Source organism: Rhodococcus sp. PAMC28707 (assembly GCF_004795915.1).
In the GTDB taxonomy this organism is placed as follows: Bacteria; Actinomycetota; Actinomycetes; order Mycobacteriales; family Mycobacteriaceae; genus Rhodococcoides.
Genome location: NZ_CP039253.1, coordinates 3,066,968 through 3,090,614, shown reverse-complemented (window position 1 = coordinate 3,090,614; position 23,647 = coordinate 3,066,968). Strand labels below are relative to the sequence as shown.

The 23,647-nt window shown below is 63.7% G+C and carries 27 protein-coding genes; 16 read left to right on the top strand and 11 right to left on the bottom strand.

Annotated elements, in window-relative coordinates; all coding sequences use genetic code 11:
• Nucleotides 1-56 precede the first annotated feature (56 nt).
• Nucleotides 57-1,301 (top strand): geranylgeranyl reductase family protein, encoded by a 1,245-nt coding sequence (locus E5720_RS14185; protein ID WP_136171179.1) that lies wholly within the window; start codon nt 57-59, stop codon nt 1,299-1,301.
• A gap of 5 nt (nt 1,302-1,306) precedes the next feature.
• Here E5720_RS14185 and E5720_RS14180 read toward each other — a convergent pair whose 3' ends face one another.
• The 3 genes from E5720_RS14180 to E5720_RS14170 all read right to left on the bottom strand — a co-directional run bounded on the left by E5720_RS14180 (nt 1,307) and on the right by E5720_RS14170 (nt 3,617).
• Entirely contained in the window at nt 1,307-1,945 is a 639-nt protein-coding gene (locus E5720_RS14180) for a demethylmenaquinone methyltransferase (protein ID WP_247596334.1), read from the bottom strand.
• Nucleotides 1,946-2,015: 70 nt separating this feature from the next.
• The gene (locus E5720_RS14175; RefSeq protein WP_210729871.1) at nt 2,016-3,152 is read right to left on the bottom strand and encodes a glycosyltransferase family 1 protein; all 1,137 of its coding nucleotides are present in this window, start codon (nt 3,150-3,152) and stop codon (nt 2,016-2,018) included.
• A 75-nt stretch (nt 3,153-3,227) separates the two neighbouring features.
• Nucleotides 3,228-3,617: a DUF3592 domain-containing protein gene (locus tag E5720_RS14170; protein WP_136172707.1), complete on the bottom strand. Its 390-nt coding sequence runs from the start codon at nt 3,615-3,617 to the stop codon at nt 3,228-3,230.
• Nucleotides 3,618-3,735: 118 nt separating this feature from the next.
• Between E5720_RS14170 and E5720_RS14165 the strand changes: the two genes are divergently transcribed.
• Nucleotides 3,736-4,254 (top strand): DUF2505 domain-containing protein, encoded by a 519-nt coding sequence (locus tag E5720_RS14165; RefSeq protein ID WP_136171177.1) that lies wholly within the window; start codon nt 3,736-3,738, stop codon nt 4,252-4,254.
• On the opposite strand, the gene menD is transcribed toward E5720_RS14165, so the two are convergent.
• Complete coding sequence (menD, locus tag E5720_RS14160) at nt 4,251-5,861, bottom strand: 2-succinyl-5-enolpyruvyl-6-hydroxy-3-cyclohexene-1-carboxylic-acid synthase (RefSeq protein WP_136171176.1); 1,611 nt, start codon at nt 5,859-5,861, stop codon at nt 4,251-4,253. The genes E5720_RS14165 and menD overlap by 4 nt on opposite strands.
• A gap of 119 nt (nt 5,862-5,980) precedes the next feature.
• Between menD and E5720_RS14155 the strand changes: the two genes are divergently transcribed.
• A complete protein-coding gene (locus E5720_RS14155) occupies nt 5,981-6,574 on the top strand; it encodes a flavin reductase family protein (RefSeq protein WP_136171175.1) in 594 nt (197 codons plus the stop codon).
• Nucleotides 6,575-6,635: 61 nt separating this feature from the next.
• Nucleotides 6,636-8,054 (top strand): DUF2252 domain-containing protein, encoded by a 1,419-nt coding sequence (locus E5720_RS14150; protein ID WP_136171174.1) that lies wholly within the window; start codon nt 6,636-6,638, stop codon nt 8,052-8,054.
• A gap of 49 nt (nt 8,055-8,103) precedes the next feature.
• On the opposite strand, the gene E5720_RS14145 is transcribed toward E5720_RS14150, so the two are convergent.
• The 3 genes from E5720_RS14145 to E5720_RS14135 all read right to left on the bottom strand — a co-directional run bounded on the left by E5720_RS14145 (nt 8,104) and on the right by E5720_RS14135 (nt 10,280).
• Nucleotides 8,104-8,550, bottom strand: a complete 447-nt coding sequence (locus tag E5720_RS14145; RefSeq protein WP_136171173.1) for a hypothetical protein — start codon at nt 8,548-8,550, stop codon at nt 8,104-8,106.
• Nucleotides 8,551-8,670: 120 nt separating this feature from the next.
• Entirely contained in the window at nt 8,671-9,654 is a 984-nt protein-coding gene (locus E5720_RS14140; protein ID WP_136171172.1) for an o-succinylbenzoate synthase, read from the bottom strand.
• Entirely contained in the window at nt 9,651-10,280 is a 630-nt protein-coding gene (locus E5720_RS14135) for a PaaI family thioesterase (protein ID WP_136171171.1), read from the bottom strand. Before E5720_RS14135 ends, E5720_RS14140 begins: the two co-directional genes overlap by 4 nt.
• A gap of 72 nt (nt 10,281-10,352) precedes the next feature.
• Here E5720_RS14135 and E5720_RS14130 point away from each other — a divergent pair, with 72 nt between their 5' ends.
• The 4 genes from E5720_RS14130 to E5720_RS14115 are packed head-to-tail and all read left to right on the top strand — an operon-like array spanning nt 10,353 to nt 13,311.
• Entirely contained in the window at nt 10,353-11,246 is an 894-nt protein-coding gene (locus tag E5720_RS14130) for a 1,4-dihydroxy-2-naphthoyl-CoA synthase (RefSeq protein WP_136171170.1), read from the top strand.
• A gap of 20 nt (nt 11,247-11,266) precedes the next feature.
• Nucleotides 11,267-12,403, top strand: coding sequence for a GGDEF domain-containing protein (locus E5720_RS14125; RefSeq protein ID WP_136171169.1), 1,137 nt, complete (start codon nt 11,267-11,269; stop codon nt 12,401-12,403).
• 42 nt (nt 12,404-12,445) lie between these two features.
• A complete protein-coding gene (locus tag E5720_RS14120) occupies nt 12,446-12,883 on the top strand; it encodes a hypothetical protein (protein WP_136171168.1) in 438 nt (145 codons plus the stop codon).
• A gap of 41 nt (nt 12,884-12,924) precedes the next feature.
• A complete protein-coding gene (locus E5720_RS14115; protein WP_136171167.1) occupies nt 12,925-13,311 on the top strand; it encodes a VOC family protein in 387 nt (128 codons plus the stop codon).
• On the opposite strand, the gene E5720_RS14110 is transcribed toward E5720_RS14115, so the two are convergent.
• A complete protein-coding gene (locus tag E5720_RS14110) occupies nt 13,278-14,582 on the bottom strand; it encodes an EAL domain-containing protein (RefSeq protein WP_136171166.1) in 1,305 nt (434 codons plus the stop codon). The two genes, E5720_RS14115 and E5720_RS14110, sit on opposite strands and share 34 nt — an antisense overlap.
• A gap of 77 nt (nt 14,583-14,659) precedes the next feature.
• Nucleotides 14,660-16,000 carry a hypothetical protein gene (locus E5720_RS14105; protein ID WP_247595967.1) on the bottom strand — a complete coding sequence of 447 codons (1,341 nt, stop codon included), beginning with the start codon at nt 15,998-16,000 and terminating at the stop codon, nt 14,660-14,662.
• Nucleotides 16,001-16,188: 188 nt separating this feature from the next.
• Between E5720_RS14105 and E5720_RS14100 the strand changes: the two genes are divergently transcribed.
• The 6 genes from E5720_RS14100 (at nt 16,189) to E5720_RS14075 (ending at nt 20,425) form a co-directional block, all read left to right on the top strand.
• A complete protein-coding gene (locus tag E5720_RS14100) occupies nt 16,189-17,355 on the top strand; it encodes an inorganic phosphate transporter (protein ID WP_136171165.1) in 1,167 nt (388 codons plus the stop codon).
• A gap of 11 nt (nt 17,356-17,366) precedes the next feature.
• Entirely contained in the window at nt 17,367-17,654 is a 288-nt protein-coding gene (locus E5720_RS14095; protein WP_136171164.1) for a hypothetical protein, read from the top strand.
• A gap of 36 nt (nt 17,655-17,690) precedes the next feature.
• Nucleotides 17,691-18,020: a DUF3349 domain-containing protein gene (locus E5720_RS14090; protein WP_084346165.1), complete on the top strand. Its 330-nt coding sequence runs from the start codon at nt 17,691-17,693 to the stop codon at nt 18,018-18,020.
• Complete coding sequence (locus tag E5720_RS14085) at nt 18,021-18,335, top strand: DUF3349 domain-containing protein (protein WP_136171163.1); 315 nt, start codon at nt 18,021-18,023, stop codon at nt 18,333-18,335. It abuts the gene before it with no gap.
• A gap of 10 nt (nt 18,336-18,345) precedes the next feature.
• Nucleotides 18,346-19,494: an o-succinylbenzoate--CoA ligase gene (gene menE, locus E5720_RS14080; protein ID WP_136171162.1), complete on the top strand. Its 1,149-nt coding sequence runs from the start codon at nt 18,346-18,348 to the stop codon at nt 19,492-19,494.
• Between the two features lie 157 nt (nt 19,495-19,651).
• Nucleotides 19,652-20,425 (top strand): PIG-L family deacetylase, encoded by a 774-nt coding sequence (locus E5720_RS14075; protein WP_136171161.1) that lies wholly within the window; start codon nt 19,652-19,654, stop codon nt 20,423-20,425.
• 3 nt (nt 20,426-20,428) lie between these two features.
• Here the strand turns inward: E5720_RS14075 and E5720_RS14070 are convergent, their stop codons facing one another.
• A complete protein-coding gene (locus E5720_RS14070) occupies nt 20,429-20,962 on the bottom strand; it encodes a LiaF domain-containing protein (protein ID WP_136171160.1) in 534 nt (177 codons plus the stop codon).
• Nucleotides 20,963-21,162: 200 nt separating this feature from the next.
• On the opposite strand from E5720_RS14070, the gene E5720_RS14065 reads away from it, so the two are divergent.
• Nucleotides 21,163-21,891, top strand: a complete 729-nt coding sequence (locus E5720_RS14065; RefSeq protein WP_247595966.1) for an IclR family transcriptional regulator — start codon at nt 21,163-21,165, stop codon at nt 21,889-21,891.
• Nucleotides 21,892-22,008: 117 nt separating this feature from the next.
• Here E5720_RS14065 and E5720_RS14060 read toward each other — a convergent pair whose 3' ends face one another.
• Entirely contained in the window at nt 22,009-22,935 is a 927-nt protein-coding gene (locus E5720_RS14060) for a VOC family protein (protein ID WP_136172704.1), read from the bottom strand.
• Nucleotides 22,936-23,154: 219 nt separating this feature from the next.
• On the opposite strand from E5720_RS14060, the gene E5720_RS14055 reads away from it, so the two are divergent.
• Nucleotides 23,155-23,574 carry a nuclear transport factor 2 family protein gene (locus E5720_RS14055; protein WP_136171159.1) on the top strand — a complete coding sequence of 140 codons (420 nt, stop codon included), beginning with the start codon at nt 23,155-23,157 and terminating at the stop codon, nt 23,572-23,574.
• Nucleotides 23,575-23,647: the final 73 nt, after the last annotated feature.

Genomic DNA, 23,647 nt, shown 5'->3' with positions numbered 1-23,647 from the left:
TTCACCCCACGTCCGGGCGCGGTGGGAAGCGCCGCGGTCCACTGCATACTGGATCTGTGTCCACTACTGCGGAGTTTCCCACCGAAGCCGAAGTGCTGGTAATCGGCGCAGGCCCTGCAGGTTCGGCGGCGGCGGCCTGGGCGGCGCGCGCCGGTCGGCAGGTAGTTCTCGCCGATGCCGCGAGGTTCCCGCGTGACAAGACGTGCGGCGACGGCCTGACCCCGCGTGCCATCGCCGAGCTCGATCGCTTGGGCCTCGGCGAGTGGGTCCGCGGACGCGTCGAGAACCGTGGTCTGCGACTGTCCGGGTTCGGTCAGGAACTGCAGCTCGAGTGGCCTGGCGGCTCCCTTCCGACGGTAGGCAGCGCGGTCCCCCGCTCGGAGCTCGACGACAGAATCCGTCGCACTGCGCTGGAATCCGGCGCTCGGATGTTCGAAGGCGCCAAGGCGGTGTCGGTAGCGCGGAACGAGCGCGGTGTCGAGTCGGTCACCTTCGAGCACGGCGGTATGGAACGCACTCTCAGGTGCAAAACGCTGATCATCGCCGACGGCGTCCGGTCCTCCCTCGGTAGGAAGCTGGGGCGCGAGTGGCATCGGGACACCACGTTCGGGGTCGCCGCTCGCGCCTACGTCTCCTCCGGCCGAAGCGAGGACCCGTGGATTTCCTCACATCTCGAGCTGCGTGACGGCGAGGGAGTGCTGCAACCGGGCTATGGCTGGATCTTCCCCCTGGGTACCGGCGAGGTCAACATCGGCGTCGGCACGCTTGCGACGGCCAAGCGGCCTGGTCCGGGCGCACTGCGTCCGCTGCTGGACCTCTACACCGAGCAGCGTCGCGCAGACTGGGGATTGACCGGCGACCTTCGGGCGGTGGCGTCGGCCCTGCTGCCGATGGGTGGCGCGGTGTCCAACGTTGCAGGAAAGAACTGGGCGATCATCGGCGACGCCGCTGCCTGCGTGAATCCGCTCAACGGTGAAGGAATCGACTACGGACTCGAGGGTGGCCGCTTGATCGCGGACATGCTCGACGAGAACGACCTGAGCGAGGCGTGGCCCGCGCTGCTACGCGAGCATTACGGGCAGGCATTTTCCATAGCCCGCCGACTCGCAGGCCTACTCACCGTCCCCCGGTTCCTACCCGCAACGGGACCTATCGGCATGCGTTCGACAGCTCTGATGAAGATCGCGGTGAGGGTGATGGGAAACCTCGTCACCGAAGCCGATTCGGACCTCGTTGCACGCGCATGGCGTGCATCGGGCAGCGCGTCACTGAAAGCCGATTCCCGACCGCCGTTCAGCTGAGGTGATCAGCGAACGGCACGGTGCAGAGCCACGACCCCACCGGTCAGGTTCCGCCACTGCACGTCCGACCAACCGCTGTCGGCGATGCGCGTCGCGAGTTCATCCTGCGTGGGCCATGCCCGAATCGACTCGGCCAGGTACACATACGCGTCAGGGTTGCTCGAAACCGCACGAGCGACTGCGGGAAGCGCTTTCATCAGGTATTCCATGTAGACCGTGCGGAACGGCCGAAAGACCGGCGTCGAGAATTCGCAGACGACCAGCCTTCCGCCTGGCTTGGTGACGCGGGCGATCTCACGTAGTCCGGCCTCGAAATCCGAGACGTTGCGCAGCCCGAAGGAAATAGTTGCGGCGTCGAAGCTCGCATCGGCGTACGGCAGGTGCATCGCGTCACCCGCCACCATCGGGACGGGGCGACCGGAACCTGCCTGCAGCATCCCCTTCGAGAAGTCGGTGGCAACGCACCACGCACCACTGCGAGCGAGTTCTACCGTCGACACCCCGGTCCCGGCGGCGAGATCGAGAACTTTCTCGCCCGCTTTCAGATTCAGCGCGGCGCGCGTGGCCTTCCGCCAGCTGCGGTCCTGGCCGAAGGACAGCACGGTGTTGGTGATGTCGTAGCGACGGGCGACGCCGTCGAACATCGATGCGACCTCGTGTGGGTCCTTGTCGAGCGTTGCACGCGAACTTGTAGGCACGTCTCGAGCTTACGGGTCACGCCGTTCGGAGCGCGGCGCGGTTTTCCCAACCGAGGACCTCGTAGTAGTGCTCGAGAAGTTCTTCGCAGATCACGGGCCAGGTACGGTGCAGCACGGACCTCCGCGCTGCCTCACCGAACCGGGCTCGCACCTTCGGCGACGCGAGTGCCGACACCGCGCTGGGGAGGAGTTCCGCGAATCGGTCCACCGGCAGCAGATATCCGTTGCGGCAGTGCGTGATCAGGTCTCGTGGTCCACCTGCGTCGGGTCCGATGACGGGAATTCCACTGGCGAGGGCTTCCTGGACGGCCTGGCAGAACGTCTCGTGTTCGCCGGGGTGAACGAAGATGTCGAAGCTCGCGAACGCCTGGGCGAGCTCTTCGCCACCGAGCTGCCCGGTGAAGATCGCCGACGGCATCAGCTTCGCCAGCGCACCCCGCTCCGGACCGTCACCGACGATCACGAGTTGGGCGGACTCGCTCAGCGAGGCGAGCCGCTCGAGGTGCTTTTCGGGTGCAAGCCGTCCGACGAACCCGACGATGAGCTTGCCGCTCGGTGCCCATTGTCTGCGCAATGATTCTCGGCGGGCGGACGGCGCGAATCGGACAGCGTCGACGCCTCGGGCCCATCGATACACCCGCGGAACGCCGTGTTGCTCCAAAGCCTGGACCGCGGACGAGGACGGCGCAAGCGTCCGCGCCGCACCGCGGTGAACCCGACGCGTCCACCGCCACACAGCTTTCGACGTCAGGCCGAGCCCGTAGCTTTCGGCGAACCCTGCCACATCGGTCTGGTAGACCGCGACCGAGGGAACTCCGAGCCGTTTGGCGGCCGCCATCCCGCCCGCGCCGAGGACGAACGGCGACGCGAGATGCACGATGTCGGGGCCGAACCCGCGCAGAGCCGCCGTCAGGGAAGGCCCCGGCACCCCGACGGGGAGCGAGCTCACCCTGGGCACCATGACGGCCGGCGCCCGGTGGACCGGGATTCGCCCGTGCAGGGTGGCTGCCCGGGGGCTGCCCGACGGGTTGTCCGGCGCAATGACCATGGCGTCGTGGCCGTTTCGTTCGAGATGCTCGAGCACTCTGAGTACCGAGTTGGTGACGCCGTTCATGTTGGGTAGGAACGATTCCGCAACGATGGCTACTCGCACGATCCTCAGTGTGGGGAGTGTCTTCGACTGTCAGGGAGCGTAGACGTTACGGGCGAGCGAAGTTCGTCCGAACGGTTACCGATGGGCTTGCTCACGCCTACGAAGGATCAGTTGTACCGGACCGGCAATCAGCCAGGTCACGACGATGACGGACGCGGCCGGGATGATCGCCACGCTCGCATCGCGACCGGATACGCGCACAAGATCGGGGTCGGCCTTGTTGTATTCGACGTCGATTCGTTGTCCGGCTATCAGATTGGTCGGATAGAGCACACCCAGTTGCGGATTGTGGGTAACCCCGTCGGGGGTGATGAAGCTGACCGCAGAGCGAAGTCTGCCTGCTGAGAGGACCTCGGCCGTCGCGGTTCCCTCGTCGGAGGTGATCGTTCGATCGTTCTGCCACGCCGCTACGACCAGAAGAAACGCCAACACCGAAATTCCGATTGCGGCGATGAGAACCGACATCCTCGTACGAGCCAACCCCTTGTTCGGTCCGTCGGCACTGTCGGGGGCGTCCACGTCGATAGAGGTTACTTCCCGAGTTCGGCGCACAGGTGGGCGCCTGACGGTAGCCTCTGCTGACATGTCCCGCGACTTCGAGTTCACCATTTCCTCCGAGCACACTCCCGCACAGGTCTACCAGGCACTGACCAGCGAGGAGCAGTGGATGGCCAGGTTCGCCAAGGCCGAGAAGACCGAGGGATACCGGCTGACCAGTCACGAGGACGGCGGTCTGACGGTGGACATCTCGGAAGAAGTCGGCGTGACCGAACTGCCTGCATTGGTCAAGAAAGTCATCAAGGGCACCCTGCTGATCACCCGGTCCGACCGTTGGGGTCCGCTGCAGGGCGACCACGCGGACGGCACCTTGACGGGCGGATCGTCCTCGCTCCCAGCCAAGGTCGCAGGCACGTTTGCTCTACGGCCTGCAGGCACCGGGGCGAAACTGACTGTCAAGGGAAGCTCGACGGTCAAGATTCCACTCATCGGCGGCAAGATCGAGTCACTCGTCAACGACATGATCAAGGACATCATCGACACCGAAACCCAGGAAACCATCGATTGGGTTGCCGCACAAAAAGATACGAACGACGCTCCCTAGAGGCGTGCACGAATCCCTGCGTGCAACTCCCGTAGCCCCGACCGCTCGGTGGTGACCTCGAGGACGCGTATGCCATCGGCATTGCCCTCCAGCAGAACGGCGAGCTCCGCCGTGTCGACACTGAGATGCGGGATGCGGTACGCCGCACACAACGCCGCCAGATCCATGCCGTGAGGAGTTCCGAACACTCGCTCGAACGCACCGGCGTACTGCGGATCCCCCTGCTCGAGAAGTTCGAAAATGCCACCGCCGTCGTCGTTGGCGACGACGATCGTCAGATCACTCGGCCGCGGCTCCCCCGTACCGATGAGCAGGCCCGAGGCGTCGTGAAGAAACGTCAGGTCGCCGAGAAGAGCAATCGTGCGACCCCCACCTGCCAGCGCCGCACCGACGGCCGTCGAGACGGTGCCGTCGATTCCCGCGACCCCACGGTTGGACAACACGGAAATACCTTCGCTCGGATAACTCACCAAGGCCGCGTCGCGAACCGGGTTCGAAGCTCCCAACAGCAACCGATCGCCGACGCGCAGCGAGGACATCACCGTTGCCGCGACGTGGAGTCCCGTCGGCTTGGGATGCGCATCGAGCTGATCGCGGACGGCGTGGTCCGCCTTCTCGGACAGCGTCGCGCACCGCTCCAACCAGGCTGCCCTCGGCGTCCCCGACACGAGCGCGCGGGTGCCGGTGGCAAGGACGTTGCCGGACACGTCGGGCCACCGCGGACCCGTCGTCAAAGCGAAGACGTCGACAGCCGGATCGGCCAGCACTTTCGAGACGGTCCGATGCAGTGTCGGACGCCCGGTGATGATCACCTGACGCGGCTTCAGCTGCGACAGAGCCATCGGATGCAGAGGGACGCCATGCAACGGCGCCGTCGGTTCCGCGACCGTCGGCAGGCCCGCCAGTTCGGGCCGTAGGGCCGCACCGTGACCGGAGACGACGATCGTGTCCACGGTGAGATCGATGTCGACCGGCACGTCGAGGGTCGCCTGCTGGGTCGTCGTCCAGGCTGTCCCGTCGGGCCGTCCGAGAGCAGCGGGCTCACGGTCGCCGATATCGGGCACCAAAGGTTCCCGCAGCGGAATGTCGAAATGCACCGGACCGGCATTGCCCGATCGAGTTCCACGCGCCGCCGCCAGCACCCGGCACACCGCGCTGCGCCACTGACTGTTCTGTCCGGACCCATCCTCCGCCAGACCCAGGCTGACAGTCGCTCGCACCTGGCTGCCGAAAAGCCCCAACTGCTCGATGGTCTGATTCGCGCCGGTGCCGAGCATCTCGTAGGGCCGGTTCGCACTCAGCACGATCAGCGGCATCCGCGCATAGTTCGCTTCGAGAACGGCTGGCCCCAGATTGGCGACAGCGGTTCCGGACGTCATGACCACCGGAACAGGACGCCCCCCGCCCAAAATCAACCCGATCGCAAGGAATCCCGCGGTTCTCTCGTCGATCCGCATGTGCAGCCGCAGCACGCCTGCAGCGTCGGCTTCCTGTAGCGCGAACGCGAGCGGAGCATTACGCGAGCCCGGGCACAGCACGACCTCACGAACACCACCCCGAACCAGCTCGTCGACGACGGCGGTGGCCTGAGCACTGGACGGATTCACATCTCCAAGGTTGTCAGATTCGACGCGGCGCGGCGTATTCGGCCCAGTCTTCGAATCCCAGGCCGGTCTTTCGAACAACCGATGCCGTCTGCGCCGAAGTTCTTTGACACGATGAACCGATGCGCACCGTCTTCCATCCGTCCGAAATGCCCCCGAGCGGCTTCTATCGCGTACTCACCGCCTCGGTCGTGCCGCGACCCATCGCCTGGGTGTCGACACTGTCGTCGGAAGGCGTGGCGAACCTCGCTCCCTACAGCTTCTTTTCGGTGTCCTCGGCCAACCCGCCGGTGGTGCAATTCACCTCGGTAGGCCGAAAAGACAGCCTGCGGAACATCGAGGCTACGGGCGAGTTCGTGATCAATCTCGCAACCGAACCGCTCATGGAACAGGTGAATGCGTCGTCCGCCGACTACGAACACGGCGTCAGTGAACTGGACGAACTCGGCATCTCGCACGAGCCAAGCGAGAAAGTCTCGCCCCCGCGCGTCGCCGAATCACCGATAGCCATCGAGGCGACCCTGCATCGGATCATCGAAGTCGGTGACTCCTTCGTCGTCATGGGCAACGTCGTCGCAGTCGCCGTTCGCCCCGAATTTCTCGCCGAAGACGGCCTACCGTCGTTCGCCGACATCGCCCCACTGAGCAGGCTCGGCAGAACCGAATGGGGGCTCCCACCTCGGGTTCGCTCGCTCGATCGCCCCACGCGCCCCTGACGCCGCCGCCCGCTGCACGACCTGACCCAACTTCGAGACAGCCAGGTCCTAGAGTTCACCTATGCCCAACGCTCCCCATGGCCACGCCGTCGTCGCCGGTATCGGCGAGGACGACAAACGGTCTTTTGCGACGTTGAGGGTTCGTCCGACGCCGAGGGCCGAGCGATACGAGCTCGGTCGAAGCCTGCGCGAGAAGGTCTCCCGCGAATCGATGGGCGACTGGACCGCGCCCCCCGACCGACCGGATCCGATCCGGCAGATCGAGTTCTCGCACGCCGGTCGCATCGACTGGCTGATACCGGTGCGCGTCGAGCGGATGGCCGAGTCTCCGTACGGGTTCCTCCGCGGGACTGCGATCGTCATGGCACGAGACGTCGCACTGTTGCCGTCCACGGGAATCACGCCGATCATCAGCGGGGACTCGCACCTGGGCAATTTCGGGTTCTATGCTTCCCCCGAACGCGACCTGGTGATCGATCTCAACGATTTCGACGAGGCACACCCGGGCGGTTGGGAATGGGATCTACGACGCCTCGCCGCGAGCATCTGGGTGGCAGGGCGGCAGAACGGCCGCAGCGAATCCCAATGCGAGGAAGCGGTAGCTGCCTGCGTCCGCTCCTACCGACTCGAAGTGTCGAGACTGGCCGACGAACCACTGATGTCGCGGTCCTTCCAACGCCTGACCGCCGAGAAACTGGAGGCAGACGTCACCGAAGGGTCGTTGCGCAAGGAAATCAAACGGGCATCGAAGAAGGCTCGGCGAAGTACCAGCGACCGTGCGCTCCCCAGATTCACCGTCGAACACGAGGGGCAGCGCCGCCTGGTCGAGGAACCGCCGATCACCACACGCATCCCGGCCCGTGACGAAGAACTTCTCGCCCAAGGACTCGACGAGTACCTGGCCACCTTGTCCCCGCACTGGCGCCGCGTGCTCGGTGGCTACACGTTGATCGACGTAGCGCACCGCGTCGTCGGTGTCGGCAGTGTCGGCCTACGCGCCTACGTGGCGCTCCTGGAAGGCAGCAGTCCCGACGACGTCGTGTTCCTCCAACTCAAGCAGGCACGACGCTCGGTCCTGGCCCCCTATGTTCACGGTGAGTCCGCGTGGCACGCACATCAGGGCCAACGCGTCGTGGAGTACCAGCAGGATCTGCAGACCGTGAGCGATCCACTGCTGGGGTGGACGACCATCGACGGGCGCCAGTACTACGTCCGACAGTTCCGCAATATGAAGGGCACCATCGACCTGTCCTCGATCGACGCCCCTGCGCTCGTCGACTACGCGGGTGTTGTCGGCAGACTGCTGGCGAAAGGTCACGCCCGAACCAGCGGGGCCTCGATGATCGCCGGCTACGTGGGTAAATCCGACGTTCTCGATGTGGCGCTTTCCAGATTCGCGCGGCTGTACGCCGATCAGACCGAGGCTGATCATGCGCTGCTACTGCAGGCGATCAAGAACGGTCGCCTCGCAACCAGGTGAAGGGGATACAACAATGCGAACGTATCCCCTTCACCCGAAACGAAGTCGCCTAGCCTGCGTACTTGGTGACCAGGTCACCGACGCGCGGCAACGCCTCGGCAACGTTCTTCTTCGCCGAGCCACGAAGGCTCCCGTAGAACTTCTTCACCACGCTCTTGTCCGTCTCATCGATCCGCTCGTCCGTGACCGCCAGCAGCGCGTCGGATGCCTGATCGGAGTTAGCGACGAGATAGTCCGAGAACGACCCCACCGGAGCAGAATTGTACGACTGCCACAGCGGCTCCAACTTGTCCACGAACTCCGGCCACAGCTGTTCGACGGCCCGCTCGATGTACGACGGGCCGACCTTCTTGACCGCCCCGTAACCGGCCTTGACGGCCAAGCCGCTCGCGCCCTTCTTGTCCGACACCTCCGCGTCGATCAAAGCCAAGACATCACGCAACAGAACATCACGCTTGGACTCGTCGAGCAACGATTCCTTCAGTGCAGCAACCACTTCGAAATTCCTCCCAGATCTTCACGTTCGGCGAACGACGTGGGAAAGAGTACCTCAGGATTGTTTCCAGGGCACTCCGCAGGCGGAGCTCCCGATTCCCTAGTCACTTCCTGGTCACTCTCAGATCACTCCCTGCGCTCCCGCCCAACACCGACGCACCCGCTCACGCCACCACAGCGCCCGATCCTCCGGTGCCGCCAGCGCCGTCAACCGCTCCGGGTCGGGCTCGACAGGCTCGGCGCGCAAAGAGCCGTCCAGAAGTTCCTGCAGGGCAACGACATCGGATTCGAACAGACTTCCGGTGCCGAGGCCGCAGGCGAACTCGAGTTTCGGAATGGCCGCCGCGGCAGCAAGGCCGGATGCCATACCGACAGCGGAGTCCAAGGCGCTCGAGACCACCACGGGAACCCCGTATTCGCCCAGTTCGCCTGCCAGTTCCAGCAACGCGCGCATCCCGCCGAGCGGCGCTACTTTGAGTACGGCGACATCGGCTCCCCCAGCTCGAACGACTCGCAGTGGGTCCTCCGCACGCCTGATGCTTTCGTCAGCTGCGATCCGAAGGCCCGGTAGACGTCGGCGAACTTCGACGAGTTCGGGCACCGTCGCACACGGCTGTTCGGCGTATTCGAGTTCGCCGTCGTCGAGCAACGTCGACAGGACCTCCACGGCTCGATCGACGGTCCAGCCTCCGTTCGCGTCGACGCGTACCCGCGGCACGAGTGCGCGCACGGCACGCACACGTTCGACGTCGTCGGCGACGCTCTGACCCTTTTCGGCTACCTTCACTTTCGCGGTGTCGACGCCGGGGAACCGATCGAGAATTGCCGGCACCTCGGCCGCGGACACTGCGGGCACCGTCGCGTTGACGCGAACCCGCTCGCGGTACGCCGCAGGCGGCCCCTCCCAGGCCGCTTCGATGGCAGAGCGCAGCCACGCGGAGGATTCCTGGTCGTCGTACTCGACGAACGGCGAGAATTCACCCCACCCTGCAGGTCCTCGGACCAGCATGACCTCGCGGGTGGTGATGCCGCGAAACTTGGTGTGCAACGGAATGGAGAGGACGTGGGATCCATCGAGAAACTCCTCGACGGAAGGTGGGTTCACTGCTGGCCCTCCAGAAGCTGCAGCATCAGCGCATTGCAGTCGGCGAGAACGTTACCCTCCAGATCGCGTAGTACGGCGTTGATGAACGTCTTGCGGCCTTCGACGCGCTCGACACTGCCCTCGACGACGAGTTCGGTGTCCAGTGGAGTGATCTTGCGGTAATTGACGTGCAGGAATGCGGTCCGGCTGATCGGCCTGCCGTAGGCATGCTGAATCATCCCCAACATGTCGTCGAACAGCAACGGAAGCGTGCCGCCGTGCGCAGCACCGTTTCCACCGAGGTGATAGCGGCGGAACACGCCACGGCTACGGACTCCTTCGACGTCGAACTTCTCGATGGTCCACGGCAGCATCAGTAGCGAGCCGCGACCGGGAAGGGTCATCACACGGCCGGCGGGCGCCTGTCCCTCCGGCACCTGGAACGGGGTCAGCAGATCGATCAATGCTTCGACCCGTTCGGCGGCCTCGACAGTCGCCTCCGGTGTCGGCGCCGCGCTCACCGCCAGATCCTGAAGCGTTCGCAGCCCCTCCACGAGCCTGCCGTATTCAGGCCCGACGTCGGCTTGTCGGTACTTCGGAAACCCGCCGTGGCGCTCGTACTGGTCCTGGCCTGCCTGTTCGCTCATTCCAGCACCGTAACCCGTAGTCAGGAACCGGGTATTCGCGACGTACCGATCGTGGCGCTCTATCGTGACCAGGTGACCTTCACTCCTTCTCTGTGGCAAACCGTTCCCGGCTTCGAAAACCTCACCGATATCACCTATCACCGTCACGTACATGACGACACGGTTCGTGTCGCGTTCGATCGACCCGACATCAGGAACGCATTCCGTCCCCACACCGTCGACGAGCTGTACCGCGCACTCGAGCATGCTCGGATGAGCTCCGACGTCGGCACAGTGTTGCTGACCGGCAACGGACCGAGCTCGAAGGACGGCGTGTGGTCGTTCTGTTCCGGCGGTGACCAGCGAATTCGAGGTAGAAGCGGTTATCAGTACGCCGACGGCGAGACTGCCGAGACGGTGGACCGAGCACGCGCAGGCCGACTACACATCCTCGAAGTGCAGCGGCTGATCCGCTTCATGCCGAAGGTCGTCATCTGCCTCGTCAACGGCTGGGCAGCGGGCGGTGGCCACAGCTTGCACGTCGTATGTGACCTGACCCTCGCCAGCCGTGAGCACGCCCGGTTCAAGCAAACCGATGCCGACGTCGGCAGCTTCGACGGCGGTTACGGCAGCGCGTACCTCGCCAAGATGGTGGGACAGAAGTTCGCTCGCGAGATCTTCTTCCTCGGCGACACCTACACGGCCGAGGACATGCATCGCATGGGTGCCGTCAATCGCGTCGTCGATCATGACGAACTCGAGAACGTGGCCATCGAGTGGGCCGCGAAGATCAACGCCAAGTCGCCACAGGCGCAGCGGATGCTCAAATATGCGTTCAACCTGCAGGACGACGGCCTCGTCGGTCAGCAATTGTTCGCGGGAGAGGCGACACGGTTGGCGTACATGACCGATGAAGCCGTCGAAGGCCGCGACTCGTTCCTCGAGAAGCGCGATCCCGACTGGTCGCCGTTCCCCCGCTACTTCTAAAAAGAGTCGACACCCCCCTCATGTCCCTCTCGCGCCAAGCTCTACCCAGTCGTCGGCCGCCGGCCGTCGGCGCATGGAAGGCTGTCGTCGAGTGGCTCACGGCAGCTCACGACTACGAGTGGATGCGAGAGTTCCAGAACTCTCATCGTTCAGGCAAAGTCATCAGACTGCTCATAGCGCTGTCGATGATCAATATCAGCCTTATGTCGTTTCTGTCGTTGTACGCCGCCGGCGGCCCGAGCGGTCCTGCCGCGACGATCTGGACGTTGACGCTGTGCACTACCAATCTGATCGTTGCGGCGCTGTGGATACTGCTGTCGTTTCCTGGACGGCTCGGCGTTGTCCTGTTCGCGTTGTACGCAGATCTCGGCATCGCATCTACGTTGGTGCTGTTCGAACTCGGGAACGCTCTACTCGGTTGCGTCCTGTTCGCAGTGATCGGTGCGTTCGTCACGTTCTTCACGAGCCCACGGTGGGTCGTTCTGCATCTGGTCTTCGCATCCGCCGTCGTGCTCGGCATCGCGGGGGCCTTGTACCTGCAGGGCCGGACGGACACGCTGAACCTGCTGGTCCGAACCAACGTGGTCCTCCTCGCCATCATGAGTGTGCCGATCACTTCACATATCTTCCTGACGACGTTGTCGGCGGACGCTCGGAGCTCGGTCCTCGATCCGCTGACCGGACTACTCAACCGCAGAGGACTGACGACAGCGATCGAGGACCTGCTGCCCCAGGGACAACGCCACGGATGGTGCGCCGCGGTGGTGGTCGTCGACATCGACAATTTCAAGTCGGTCAACGACATCTACGGCCACGACGAAGGCGACGCTGTCATCTGCCGCGTCGCGGAACGCCTGACCACCCATGTGTCGAGATACGGGGTAGTGGGCCGTACCGGCGGCGAGGAGTATCTGGCTGCCGTCGTCACCTCGCGCCTGCACATCGACGCCTTGATTCACGGAGTCAGGCGCGCGCTCCATGGCGCGAACGACGCTATACCAGTGACAGCCAGCATCGGAGCGGCCATTCTCTACGCCGAATCGGATCTATGGACCGACAGCGCCGATCCCTTCGGCACCGCGACACGAGTCGCGGATTCGATGATGTACCAGGCCAAAGCCGCCGGTGGCAACCGAGTAGTGACCACTTTGATCTGAGCAGCCAGGTTCGGATCCAGCCGGTGGGGGCATGCCTGCGTCATGAGCAACGATCGCCAGAATCCCGAGCCCGAGCATGTACGGCCGATTAACATCTCCGATGACACTGTCGCGGCGGTCGGCAAGGTCTCCGAAGCCCTCGAAACCATCGAACGGGCTCGAGGCCACCTCTATTCGTTCCATCAGCTGATGGGTCATTCCGATCTCCAACTCGGCGAGGCAGTCTCTGCGCTGCGGGAGGCCGGGCATCCCACGCAGGCGGACAGGCTCGAAACCGAGATGGTCGGACGCAATGCGATCGAGGGACGATGGTCGTTCCAGATCGTCGAGGAATTCGACGATCTGTACTGGTCTCACTTCCGACGCCACGAGCAACACGTGCGTGCCGAACTGCAGGAAGGAAAGCGGCACGTATTCGAGGCCGAGATGAAGGAGTCGCGCAGAACACACAACGAGCCCGGACACGAGGCGACGCCATGAAGTCGACCGACGCGTCTACGTATATGTGATACCGATGTGGGGTGGAGATCTTGAGTAGTCGAACGATTCTGCGCCCTACCGACTACCAGCGCACCCTCGCGTTCTATCGGGACGGCCTCGGTCTGGCCATACATCGCGAATACAGCGCCGGAACCGTGTTCTTCGCCGGCCAGAGCCTCATCGAGATCGCCGCACACGGCGGAGGGACCGAACCGACGTCGTTCGACGGCGCATTGTGGCTGCAGGTTCGAGATATCGAGTCCGCCGCGGCCGAACTGCGCGCTCGCGGAGTTCGGATCGAACGAGCAGCGAAAACGGAGTTCTGGGGTCTGATCGAGATGTGGTTACGCGACCCGGACGGCGTCGACATCGTGTTGGTGCAGATCCCGGCCGATCATCCGCTGCGCCGCGATGTGCGCGGCGACTGATCACCGCTGAGCAGGCGGAGGACCGCACCGGCCGATTGCGGGTGTGACCAGAGGAAACCTTGTGCGAGCGTGCATCCGAGTTCGAGGGCGATATCGGCCTGTTCGCGGGTCTCGATACCTTCGATGATCATCGACAGGCCGAGTTCCCGCGTGACTTTCGCAATGGCGCCGAGCAGAGCTTTTCCGCGAGGAGTATCCGCCAACCGAGTCAACTGGCCGTCGATCTTGATGCCATCGGGTTCGAGGGTGACGAGCCGCTCCAACGATGACCAGCCCGAGCCGAAATCGTCGAGCAATACTCGAAAGCCGAGGGCGTGTACGTCGTCGATGTGGCGTCGAATCAGCGGACCGTCGGTCACCGCGGACGTTTCGGTGAGCTCGAGCGATATCGAGCGCGGGTCGACGTCGGCCTCCGCCACTGCGCACTGCAGCTGGGCCACGGCGTCCGGGTGGGCCAGATGACGCCCGGACAAGTTGACGCTGAGGCGCAGACCCGGCCGAAGTTTCTGCCATGTTTCCGCCGCTCGCACGGCCTGCCGCAGAACTTCCAGGTCGACGTCGATAATTAGTTCGCTCGACTCTGCCAGCGGGACGAAGTCTGCTGGGGAGACCAGGCCGTTGGTCGGATGGTGCCATCTCGCCAACGCCTCGAAGCCGACGATCTCTTCGGTCCGAAGGTCGACGATCGACTGGAACCACGGCACGATCTGACCGCCACGCAATGCGCCGGCCAGGTCGACGTCACTGTCGAGCTTGGCGGGGGTGGATCCGACGCGTCGATGCAGGTCCAGTTGCTCCTCGAGCACGGACGCAAACTGTTCCAGTTCTCGCAGTTGACCATCACTGACCTCACGCGGCATCAGATCGAGTAGACACAGAGTCCCGATCACCAGGCCTTCCCGACCACGCAGTGGGACGGACGCGTAGGCCCCCAATCCCACCTGATCGAGGATGCCTCGTTGCCGATCGGTCGCGTCGACGCGATTGCGGGACACTACTGCGGGCTTCCCACTGCGGACGACGTCGTCGCACAGCGTGATGGAGCGATCCATGGTCGACATCGGCGGTAAACCGATGTTGACCAGCGTGTACAGGGTTTGTTCATCGAGGACGTTCAACTGCGCGATGGCGAATCCGACGCTTCTCGCAGCCAATTCGACGGTGTTCCGAAGGGCCGGAGTGGTTGCCTCGACATCGAGGTAACGTCTTGCCGAATCACTCTGCCTTCGAGCCCGCGGCCGAAGATTGGGCGACATGGAATCGTGGTCCACCGGCGTCTCCCTGCTCTCTGCGCGGTCCGACCGAACTACGTATCAGTCCAGCTTAGCGGTGTGCGCCCTCGACAAGATCAAATAGACGGGAGCCGCGTATGCAAAAGGCGGTGCCGGAGCAGGGCCGCTGCGAGTCGAACGCCGTCGGGCGACGGGGTTTCCGAGAACTGTCCGGACCGCGAATCCGGGAACGAAAATGCGCCCAGCGCCGTCAGTTCGGCTGCCATGACGTCGGCGAGTGGCTCTATGTCGGCGACGCGAGGAGATTGACCGCTGTGGGTCCACCCTTCGGCTGCGAGCAGAGCCGAGGTGAGTCCGGTGGTGTTCACCGGCCTCCGTCCTCGGGCGACCTCGCCGAGCACCACTTCGGCCGCAATCGTTTCCGGGTGATACTGGGTCCCGACCAGCCGGGCGACGAGGGTCCGCCACATCCCGTCGGCACTCATTCCACGGGCCCGGGCCGTCGGCACCAGCCGACCGTGGTGTTTGCGAACCAACCCGAGCCGCAGCAAGAGCCGCCGAACGGTCAGGACCGGTGCTGTCTCGAGTTCGGAGCCGGCAGGAAAGGGCCATTCCCGCGGCGACCACAGGGTGCCGATTGCCCGCTCCACGACCGAGTCGGGAAGAAAACCGGTGTCGGTCAGCGTGATGCCGTCGCCGACCAGGTCGAGAATGCCTTCGAGTCGACGGACGCATCCAAAAGCGGGTTCGTTCGCGCTGTGCAGCTCCTCGGTCAGTCCGCGATAGAGCTCGGCCCGCGGGGTGCTGTAGGTGGACCAGATGGCGATCCGGTGGTCGAGTAGCTGTTCCAGGAGCACGCCACCGAGCCGATCGGTGCGCAGAACAGCATCGGTCATACCGCGTCGACGGGCGGCCAGTGCACTTGCCTTCAGCGGCGGTGCGTGAAGCCTGGACGGCGTGAACTCACCTGCAACCGTGGCGACTTCGAGGGTCTCCCCGATCAGGTCGACGATGGCTCGTTCGGTACCTTCTGGACTCTGTTGCCAGGTGACCAATTCGGTGTCCGCCGGCCCGATTCCGGATTCGGCGACGGCGGTGAGGTAGTGCTCTTGCCAGGTTGCGTCGTCTACCGCCGAGAGCACCGTCCGCGTCTGTTCGCTTCGCGCAATGTCGGCGTACCTGGCGTGGCCGAGACGATCGAGCAGATCGGCGAGTGCCCGCGCTACTTCCCACGACCGGTCCCGATCCTCGCCGAGAAGGCGTAGACGCATCCACAGAAATGTTTGCACCGAAGTCTGGGTGGGACCGGAATCCGGAGACACATCCTGCAGTCCGTCCCAGCCGATGCGAGCGTCCGCCCCGGACGCTGGATCGACGGAGTCGAGATACGACAGCGCAGCGGCCACAGAGTCGTTTCGGCCGCCGAGCTCACCACCGATTCCGTCGTCGAATTCCACGGGCTCCACTGTCCCATAGCCGTCTCCGAAAGCTCGGTCGGTACGACGTGACGCAGACCTCTCCGGAATTGGACATAAAGGACGACAAAGTGAACGGAAGGTGAACAGGCGGCGTCGGCCAGGGACCGAAGAAGAACACTTCGGGGGAAGTTAACAGATCGAGCTGTGCAGGCGTCACACTTTGTAGTGTGAGCGCAGAATTCGTCGTACTTCTGGTTGTCGTCGTGACCGCTTTGGCGTTCGACTTCACCAACGGTTTCCATGACACCGCCAACGCCATGGCGACGTCGATCGCAACAGGGGCACTCAAGCCCAAGGTTGCAGTCACCCTGTCCGCCGTCCTGAATCTCGTCGGCGCATTCCTGTCGGTGGAGGTGGCAGCCACGGTCGCCAAAGGCATCGTCAACCTCGGCGATACCGGTGGCCAAGCGCTGCTGACCATCATCTTTGCCGGTCTCGTGGGCGGCATTCTGTGGAATCTCGCAACGTGGCTACTCGGCATACCGTCCAGCTCGTCACATGCACTGTTCGGCGGGCTCATCGGCGCAACAATCGCAGGCCTCGGCACATCGGGGGTCGTCTGGGACGGCGTCTGGAGCAAAATCGTGCTCCCCGCTGTGCTCGCACCCGTCGTCGCAGGTCTCGTTGCCACCGTCGGCACCCGGCTCATCTACCGCATCACCAATGCGGTGCCGGAGAAGTCGAGGGAGCGTGGCTTCCGCTGGGGACAGATCGGCTCCGCATCGCTGGTCTCGCTCGCCCACGGCACTAACGACGCACAGAAGACGATGGGCGTCATCTTCCTGGCTCTCGTCGCGTACGGCACCGTCGGTCCTGAGGCCGACATGCCGTTGTGGGTCAAGTTCACCTGCGCACTCGCGATCGCATTGGGCACCTATCTCGGTGGTTGGCGCGTCATCCGCACACTCGGCAAGGGACTCGTCGAAATCGCATCCCCCCAGGGAATGGCAGCGGAATCTTCCTCCGCCGCAATCATCCTGACCTCCAGCCACCTGGGACTTCCGTTGTCGACGACGCAGGTCGCGACCGGATCCATCCTCGGCTCGGGTGTGGGCAAGCCGGGGGCACAGGTCCGCTGGAACGTCGCGGGACGCATGGCAGTCGCGTGGGTCATCACCCTGCCCCTCGCAGGCGTCGTCGGCGCGGCGTGCTGGCACCTCGCCGATATCGTCGGCGGACTGCCCGGCGTGCTGGTCGTCTTCGCCATTCTCATCGCCTTGGCGGCCATCATGTACCTGCGGTCGCGTCGCCAGCCGATCGACCCGAACAACGTCAACGACGAGTGGGACGGCGGCCTCGTTCCGGCCGACGAGAAGTCCCCCACAACGGTTTAGGAAGAACGGCAATGGAAACCCTCACGCACACGCTCGACTCGCTGTGGAAAGTCGTACTCGTCGGGCTGCTTCTCGGAGCAGGCCTGCCGGCAATCTTCGCTCTAGGCCTCAGAGCCCTCGCCGTCGGTGAGACACCGGACGATGCGACCGGCACCACCCAGCTCCGCACTACCCGCCCAGTCGCAGCCACCGCCGTCGCGGCGCTCTGCTTCGCCGTTGTCGTACTCGCCATCGTCGCTGGGATTCTCTTCATCATGAAGGACTTCCTCGACAACACGTTCGGAATTTCCGTCTTCTGATTCATCTTCACTAGTCGACCAGGAAGGACAGCCGTCATGACCGACCCCAAGACCCCGTTTCCCGCATCCGTCCTCCAATGGTTGCGTGCCGGTTACCCGGAGGGCATACCTCCGAAGGATCGCTTCCCCCTCGTGGCTCTGCTGCGTCGCGCCGAATTGACCGACGCCCAAGTACACGAGGTCGTACTCGGCTTGGTCGCCCCCATCGGTGGTGCACTGAGTGCCGGGGCGATCTCCAACGACGAGATCTCCGAGTTCATCAAGGAACTGATCGATACCGAGCCGACCCCCGAAGACATTGCTCGCGTCTCGGCCCGACTCGCTGCAGGCGGATGGCCCCTCGCAGATCCGGTATCGCTGAAGTAGATGGCGGTTCCGTCGTTCCTCACCGCGATCCTCGATTGGTTCCGCGTCGGGTATCCCGAAGGCGTACCCGACGCGGACTACATTCCCCTGCTGGCGCTGCTGGCCCGCCGACTGTCCGACAACGAGGTTCATTCCGTCATGGACGCGCTCATCGCCGACGGGCAACTTCCAGCGGACAAAGCAGGTATCGCGGTGACCATCACCAAGGTCACCAACGAGATGCCACGGGAAGAGGACATCGATCGGGTTCGGTCGAATCTCACGACGGGCGGATGGCCTCTCGCCGACCCGTTCACACTGGGAGCATCCGACTAGGCTCGCCGATGTGGAACTGCTCGAAGAACTACCGATCCCGGCCGGACCAGCCGCGGCAGATCTGCTGCCACGACTGAGCGACATACTCGACGGGAATTGCCCTGCGGTACTTCCGGTCCCGGCGTCCGACGCGCGCGAGAGCGCCCGGTTGCGCGACGCGATGGCTCCCGGCACTCCGATCGAGTCCGCCGCAGCCCTCGTCGTGGCCACCTCCGGCACCACGGGAACCCCTAAGGGTGCGATGCTGTCCGCGGCCGCGTTGCGGGCAAGTGGCACGGCCACGCACGCGCGCATCGGCGGCCCCGGTTCATGGCTGTTGGCGTTACCCGCCCATCACATCGCCGGCCTACAGGTGTTGCTGCGCAGTGTTCTCGCCGGCACCGAACCGGTGATACTCGACGTCTCCACCGGTTTCGAACCGTCGGCGCTGCCTGCTGCCGTCGGAGCGCTCGTCGGCCCGCGTCGATACACCTCGCTCGTTCCCACCCAGCTCGTCAAAGCGCTGGACCACCCTGCTGCCGTCGAGGCACTCGCATCATTGGATGCGGTGCTGCTCGGTGGCGCGGCCGCACCTGTCCCCCTACGTGAACGGGCGACTGCAGCCGGAATCACCCTTGTCGGCACCTATGGAATGAGCGAGACCGCCGGCGGCTGCGTGTACGACGGTATGCCGCTCGATGGTGCCCTGGTCCGCATCGACAACGGCAGAGTCGTACTCGGTGGGGCTACCCTCGCGCTCGGCTACCGCGGCATGCCCGCTCACCCTGCTTTCGCCGAGCCGGGGTGGTTCCGCACCGACGATGCCGGAGTTCTCCTCGACGGGGTGCTGTCGATACAGGGCCGCCTCGACGAGGCCATCACGACCGGCGGACTCACCGTCGTGCCGCAAGTAGTGGAAGCTGCACTATCGACGCACCCGGCGGTGCGCGAGTGCGCGGTGGTCGGCCTCGAAGACGAGCGCCTCGGGCACCGCGTCGTGGTCGCGGTCGTCGGCGGTCCAGTGACATTGACGGCATTACGCGAACACCTCGGGAGCACCTTGGACGTCACCGCCGCACCCCGCGAGCTGTACCTGCTCGACTCCCTGCCCACCCGCGGCCCCGGCAAACTCGATCGAGCGGCGCTGCGTCTCACGCTGGCGGGGCTGACGCCGTCGTAGGTCTCGTTGCTCGGGTTAGCGCGCACCGTTTTTGCAAACCAAAACGCCATTTCCACGTCCGAGGACGGGGTTGCGGTTGCCAAAAAGGGTGTGCGCTCGGTGTGCTCCGACTCGACCGAGTAGGAACTGCCGGAGCGTTCGTGCAAACATTTCGGGCATGAGCACTCTGGTCTGCTTTCACGCCCATCCCGACGACGAGGTCTTCACCACCGGTGGGATCATGCGTCTCGCCGCCGACGCCGGTCACCGCGTCGTTCTGGTCACCGCAACCGACGGTGCACTCGGCGAGTTCCCCGACGGCATCCTCCGCGCCGGCGAAACCCTCGTCGAGCGACGCAAGTTCGAACTGGAGAGCTCCGCGTCTGTCCTCGGCGCCGACCGTGTGGTGATGCTGCACTATGCGGACTCGGGGATGGCAGGGACCGTCGAGAACGACAATCCCGACGCGTTCTGCAATGCCGATGTGGATGCCGCGGCGCGAAAGCTGGCCGACGTGCTCGAAGAAGAGCAGGCCGATGTCCTCACGATCTACGACCCCAACGGTGGCTACGGGCATCCCGATCACATCAAGGTGCATGTCGTGGGTATGCGTGCGGCCGAACTGGCAGGCATCGCAAACGTCTACGAGGCAACGACCAATCGCGACCATATGAAGGCCCTCGTGATGGCGAACCCGAATTGGTCCGAGGAGAACTCTCCGCCCGACCTCGATTCGTTCGGGCTCCCGGAAGCCGAGATCACCACGATCGTCGACGTCAGCGCCGCGATGGACGCCAAGCGGGCAGCGATGCACGCGCACGAGACTCAGGTCGGCGACTTCGGGCCGTTCCTCGATATGCCGCTCGACATGCTCACAGCGGCATTCGGCCGCGAATGGTTCCGACGCGTCGGCGCCGAGCCTGGTCCGACGGAGACTGCATTGCCGCTGTGACGGTCAGCGTGGGGACTGCACTTTCAGGTCACCGAACATCGAGAACGATCGGATCTTGATGGTGGGCGCATACGGGCCCGGGTCCACCGACCCCGTATCGATGTTGCGATCGCCCAGGACGTCGAATCCTCCGATCTCGACGTTCACGCCGTCGGGCACGATCAGCTCGGAGTCGCCGAAGAGCGAGACGATGGTGATGGTCGATTCGTTGGAGCCGATGATTGCAGACCGTAGATCCAAGGTGAGGTCACCCATGATCAGCACCGCGACTGTCGACTTCGCCAAAGCCCATCGGCCCGCGCGCTTGACATCACTCAACAGGCACAGGATCTTCGACTGAGATCGCGCACGGGTCGGGACGGGTTCCATCGTGTTGGGCGCAATCGCGTCGAGTTCTTTCTGCTCTACCGCCGGCGCCCACACCACGGCCGCATGGTCGGAATATTGCGCAAGCGTCAGCCTCCCCTCACCGACTGCTCGTTCCAGCCTCGTTTGTGCAGCACCACGGGCATTCTCGAGTTCACTTGCCTCAGACATAGTGCACAGGGTACGTCGAGTCGATAGACGTCGATGACGTACGCGACGTCGGATCCACCGTTGATCGGACGCTCCACGAGGGTGAGCTAATGTGGATCAGATCACAGTGGGGCGTGGTCCCTGCTGATCGTTCAAGGGCGTGGTGATTGATGCAGACACATGGTGAACCTCCCTCGGACCAGCTCAGCAGAGCTGAGCTCATGCTCGATACACTGCAAACCGAGGGCTTTTTGACGCTGACGCAAATGGTGCACGCAACGGGGATTCCGCGCTCATCGGCGCACCGCTTACTCGAACGAATGGTGAAACTACGTTGGCTGTTACGTGTCGGTGACGCCTACGAAATAGGCGTTCGGATGTTCGAGCTCGGCTCGGAAGGCGTACGCACGCACTGGTTCTATCGGCTTGTCCGTCCTCACCTGTTCGAGCTGCAGCAACGAACAAAACTGGTGGTGCACCTCGCCTACCTCGACGGCGGAGACGTTGTTTATTGGGAAAAACTCGATGGAGAATTCGGTGCACACATCCCTACGCGCATCGGTAGCCATCAGCCTGCACACCGAACAGCGCTGGGTAAAGCGCTCCTGGCGGCCGAGCCGGACGAATACTTGCACGCGCCGGTCTTCGACCGAATGAAACCCGGCCTCCCCCTAGCGATCGTTACTCGCGAGCAACTTGCACGTGAGATCACGAAGGTACGTGAAGATGGTATTGCCTTCGACCGAGGGGAGGGACTCGTCGACATCGGCTGCGTGGCAAGCTCTGTCAGCGCAGGCCACGCCACCTCCAGCGACGGCCGGCATACCGTGGCAGCTATTTCCATCTGTGGCCCACTCGATCAAATGGACGCTCGAATGGTCAGCTCGGTACGCTCTGCCTCCCGCGAGATTTCACGCTCCGTGGGAATCAACCCGATGTCCAAAGCCTGAGACTCGCGGAAGGTAGAGACGCACCACATTCCTCGAAGGAGCCCCGGTCCAGGGTCGAACGCTCGTTTGCGTAGAGCAAACGAGCGCTACACCATCACGGGCTCAGCCTTCGACTTTTCAACCGTTCTCGGCCGCGTCCTTAGCCTTCTTCATTTCCCGTGCCCAGGCCCACTCGTGGCCCCAGTAACTGTCCTGTGTGATTTCTTCCGAGGTGTAGAAGGCTTCGTCGACCAGTGCGCCCTCGGTCCCATATTCGATGTCCCATCCACCCGGCGACTGAACATAAAAGGAGATCATCTGGTCGTTGGTGTGCCGACCAAGGGTCGAAGACACCGGGAACTCCCGCTTCATCACCTCATCGAGTGCCCGCCCGACTGCGTCCAGTTGGTCGACTTCGACCATCACGTGCACCAGTCCGGGATCTTTGCCCTCCGGCACCGGCATCAGAGCAAGGCTGTGATGCCGCTCGTTCACTCCGAGGAATCGAATCCGCTGAGTACCGAACTCCGCAGGCACGGGCATCCGCATGGCTCCGCGCGGTAAGAATTCCAGTATCTCGGTGTAGAACCGGTAGGTCTCATCGAAGTTTGTGGATGGGACGACCACATGGCCCAAACCCTGGACGCCGGTGACGAACTTGTGCGCGTATTTGGTGACCACCGGACTGTGGTCGAGAACGGGTCCGTGAAAGAACTCGAGCGGTGTGCCGCCTGGATCTTTCATCGAGAATCCCTCCTCGACGCGACGGCTGTCAGCTTCATCTTGTGACATTGGCTCGACGACGTAGCCCGCTATCTCCAGCCGATCTCGCAAACGAGCCAACGCCAATTGGTCACGCACCTCCCACCCGACTGCTGTCACCCGGTCGTGCGCACTGGGCACCACGGTCAGCCGTGAGGCGCGCTCGTCCATTCTCAGATACAAGGCTCCTTCTTCAGGTCCGGAGCCCTCGTCGAAACCCAGCACATCGAACGCCAATTCACGCCATCGATCGATTTCGGTGGCCTCGATGCTCACGTAGCCGAGACCTTTGACTTCACTCATCATTCCTCGCTTCATTCTGATGTGTTGTGGTGAGAAGCCGAGTTTGCTTTCGACACAAAGCTATTGCGTCTGTTCGGCCACCGAAGCAAATCCTTCCGCTCATCGGGAGATCCCGGACGGGTTTTGCGGGAACCGACAGAGCGAGGGGCCACTCTCGGTCAGTCCGCTCAGTAGGAGTAGCGGTGTTCTTCGACTGTGAAGTGGTCGTAGTTTCATCACATGACCCCAACACAAGAGATCACTCGCGATGTGGCCCTCTCCACCGTCACGCGATACCTGGCCGCGATCGCGGGTGCGACGTCATCGGACCAGATCGCAAGCCTGTACGCCGAGGGAGCAACGGTGGAGGATCCAGTCGGATCCGCTGCAGTGTGCGGAAAGGACGCGATTGCACGCTTCTTCAAGCCGTTGATCGAGTCCAGACGAGAGACCGAACTGCTCGATTTCCGCCACAGCGGCGATTCGGTCGCATTTCACTTTCTCGTGCGCACCCACACCGCAGACGGAGTTGTCGAGATAGAGCCGATCGATGTGATGACACTCGATGGCGATGGACGGATCACCTCGGCGAAAGCATATTGGTCCCCTGAGGACGTCCGGATGTCACAACGTCCGGACGATTCGAGCGAAAAGATTTGAAAGGAACGGGTGGCTGTTCGCACGTCCGGTAATACTGCTGCCCCGGAATATCGAACAAACCGAGGATGGTGTG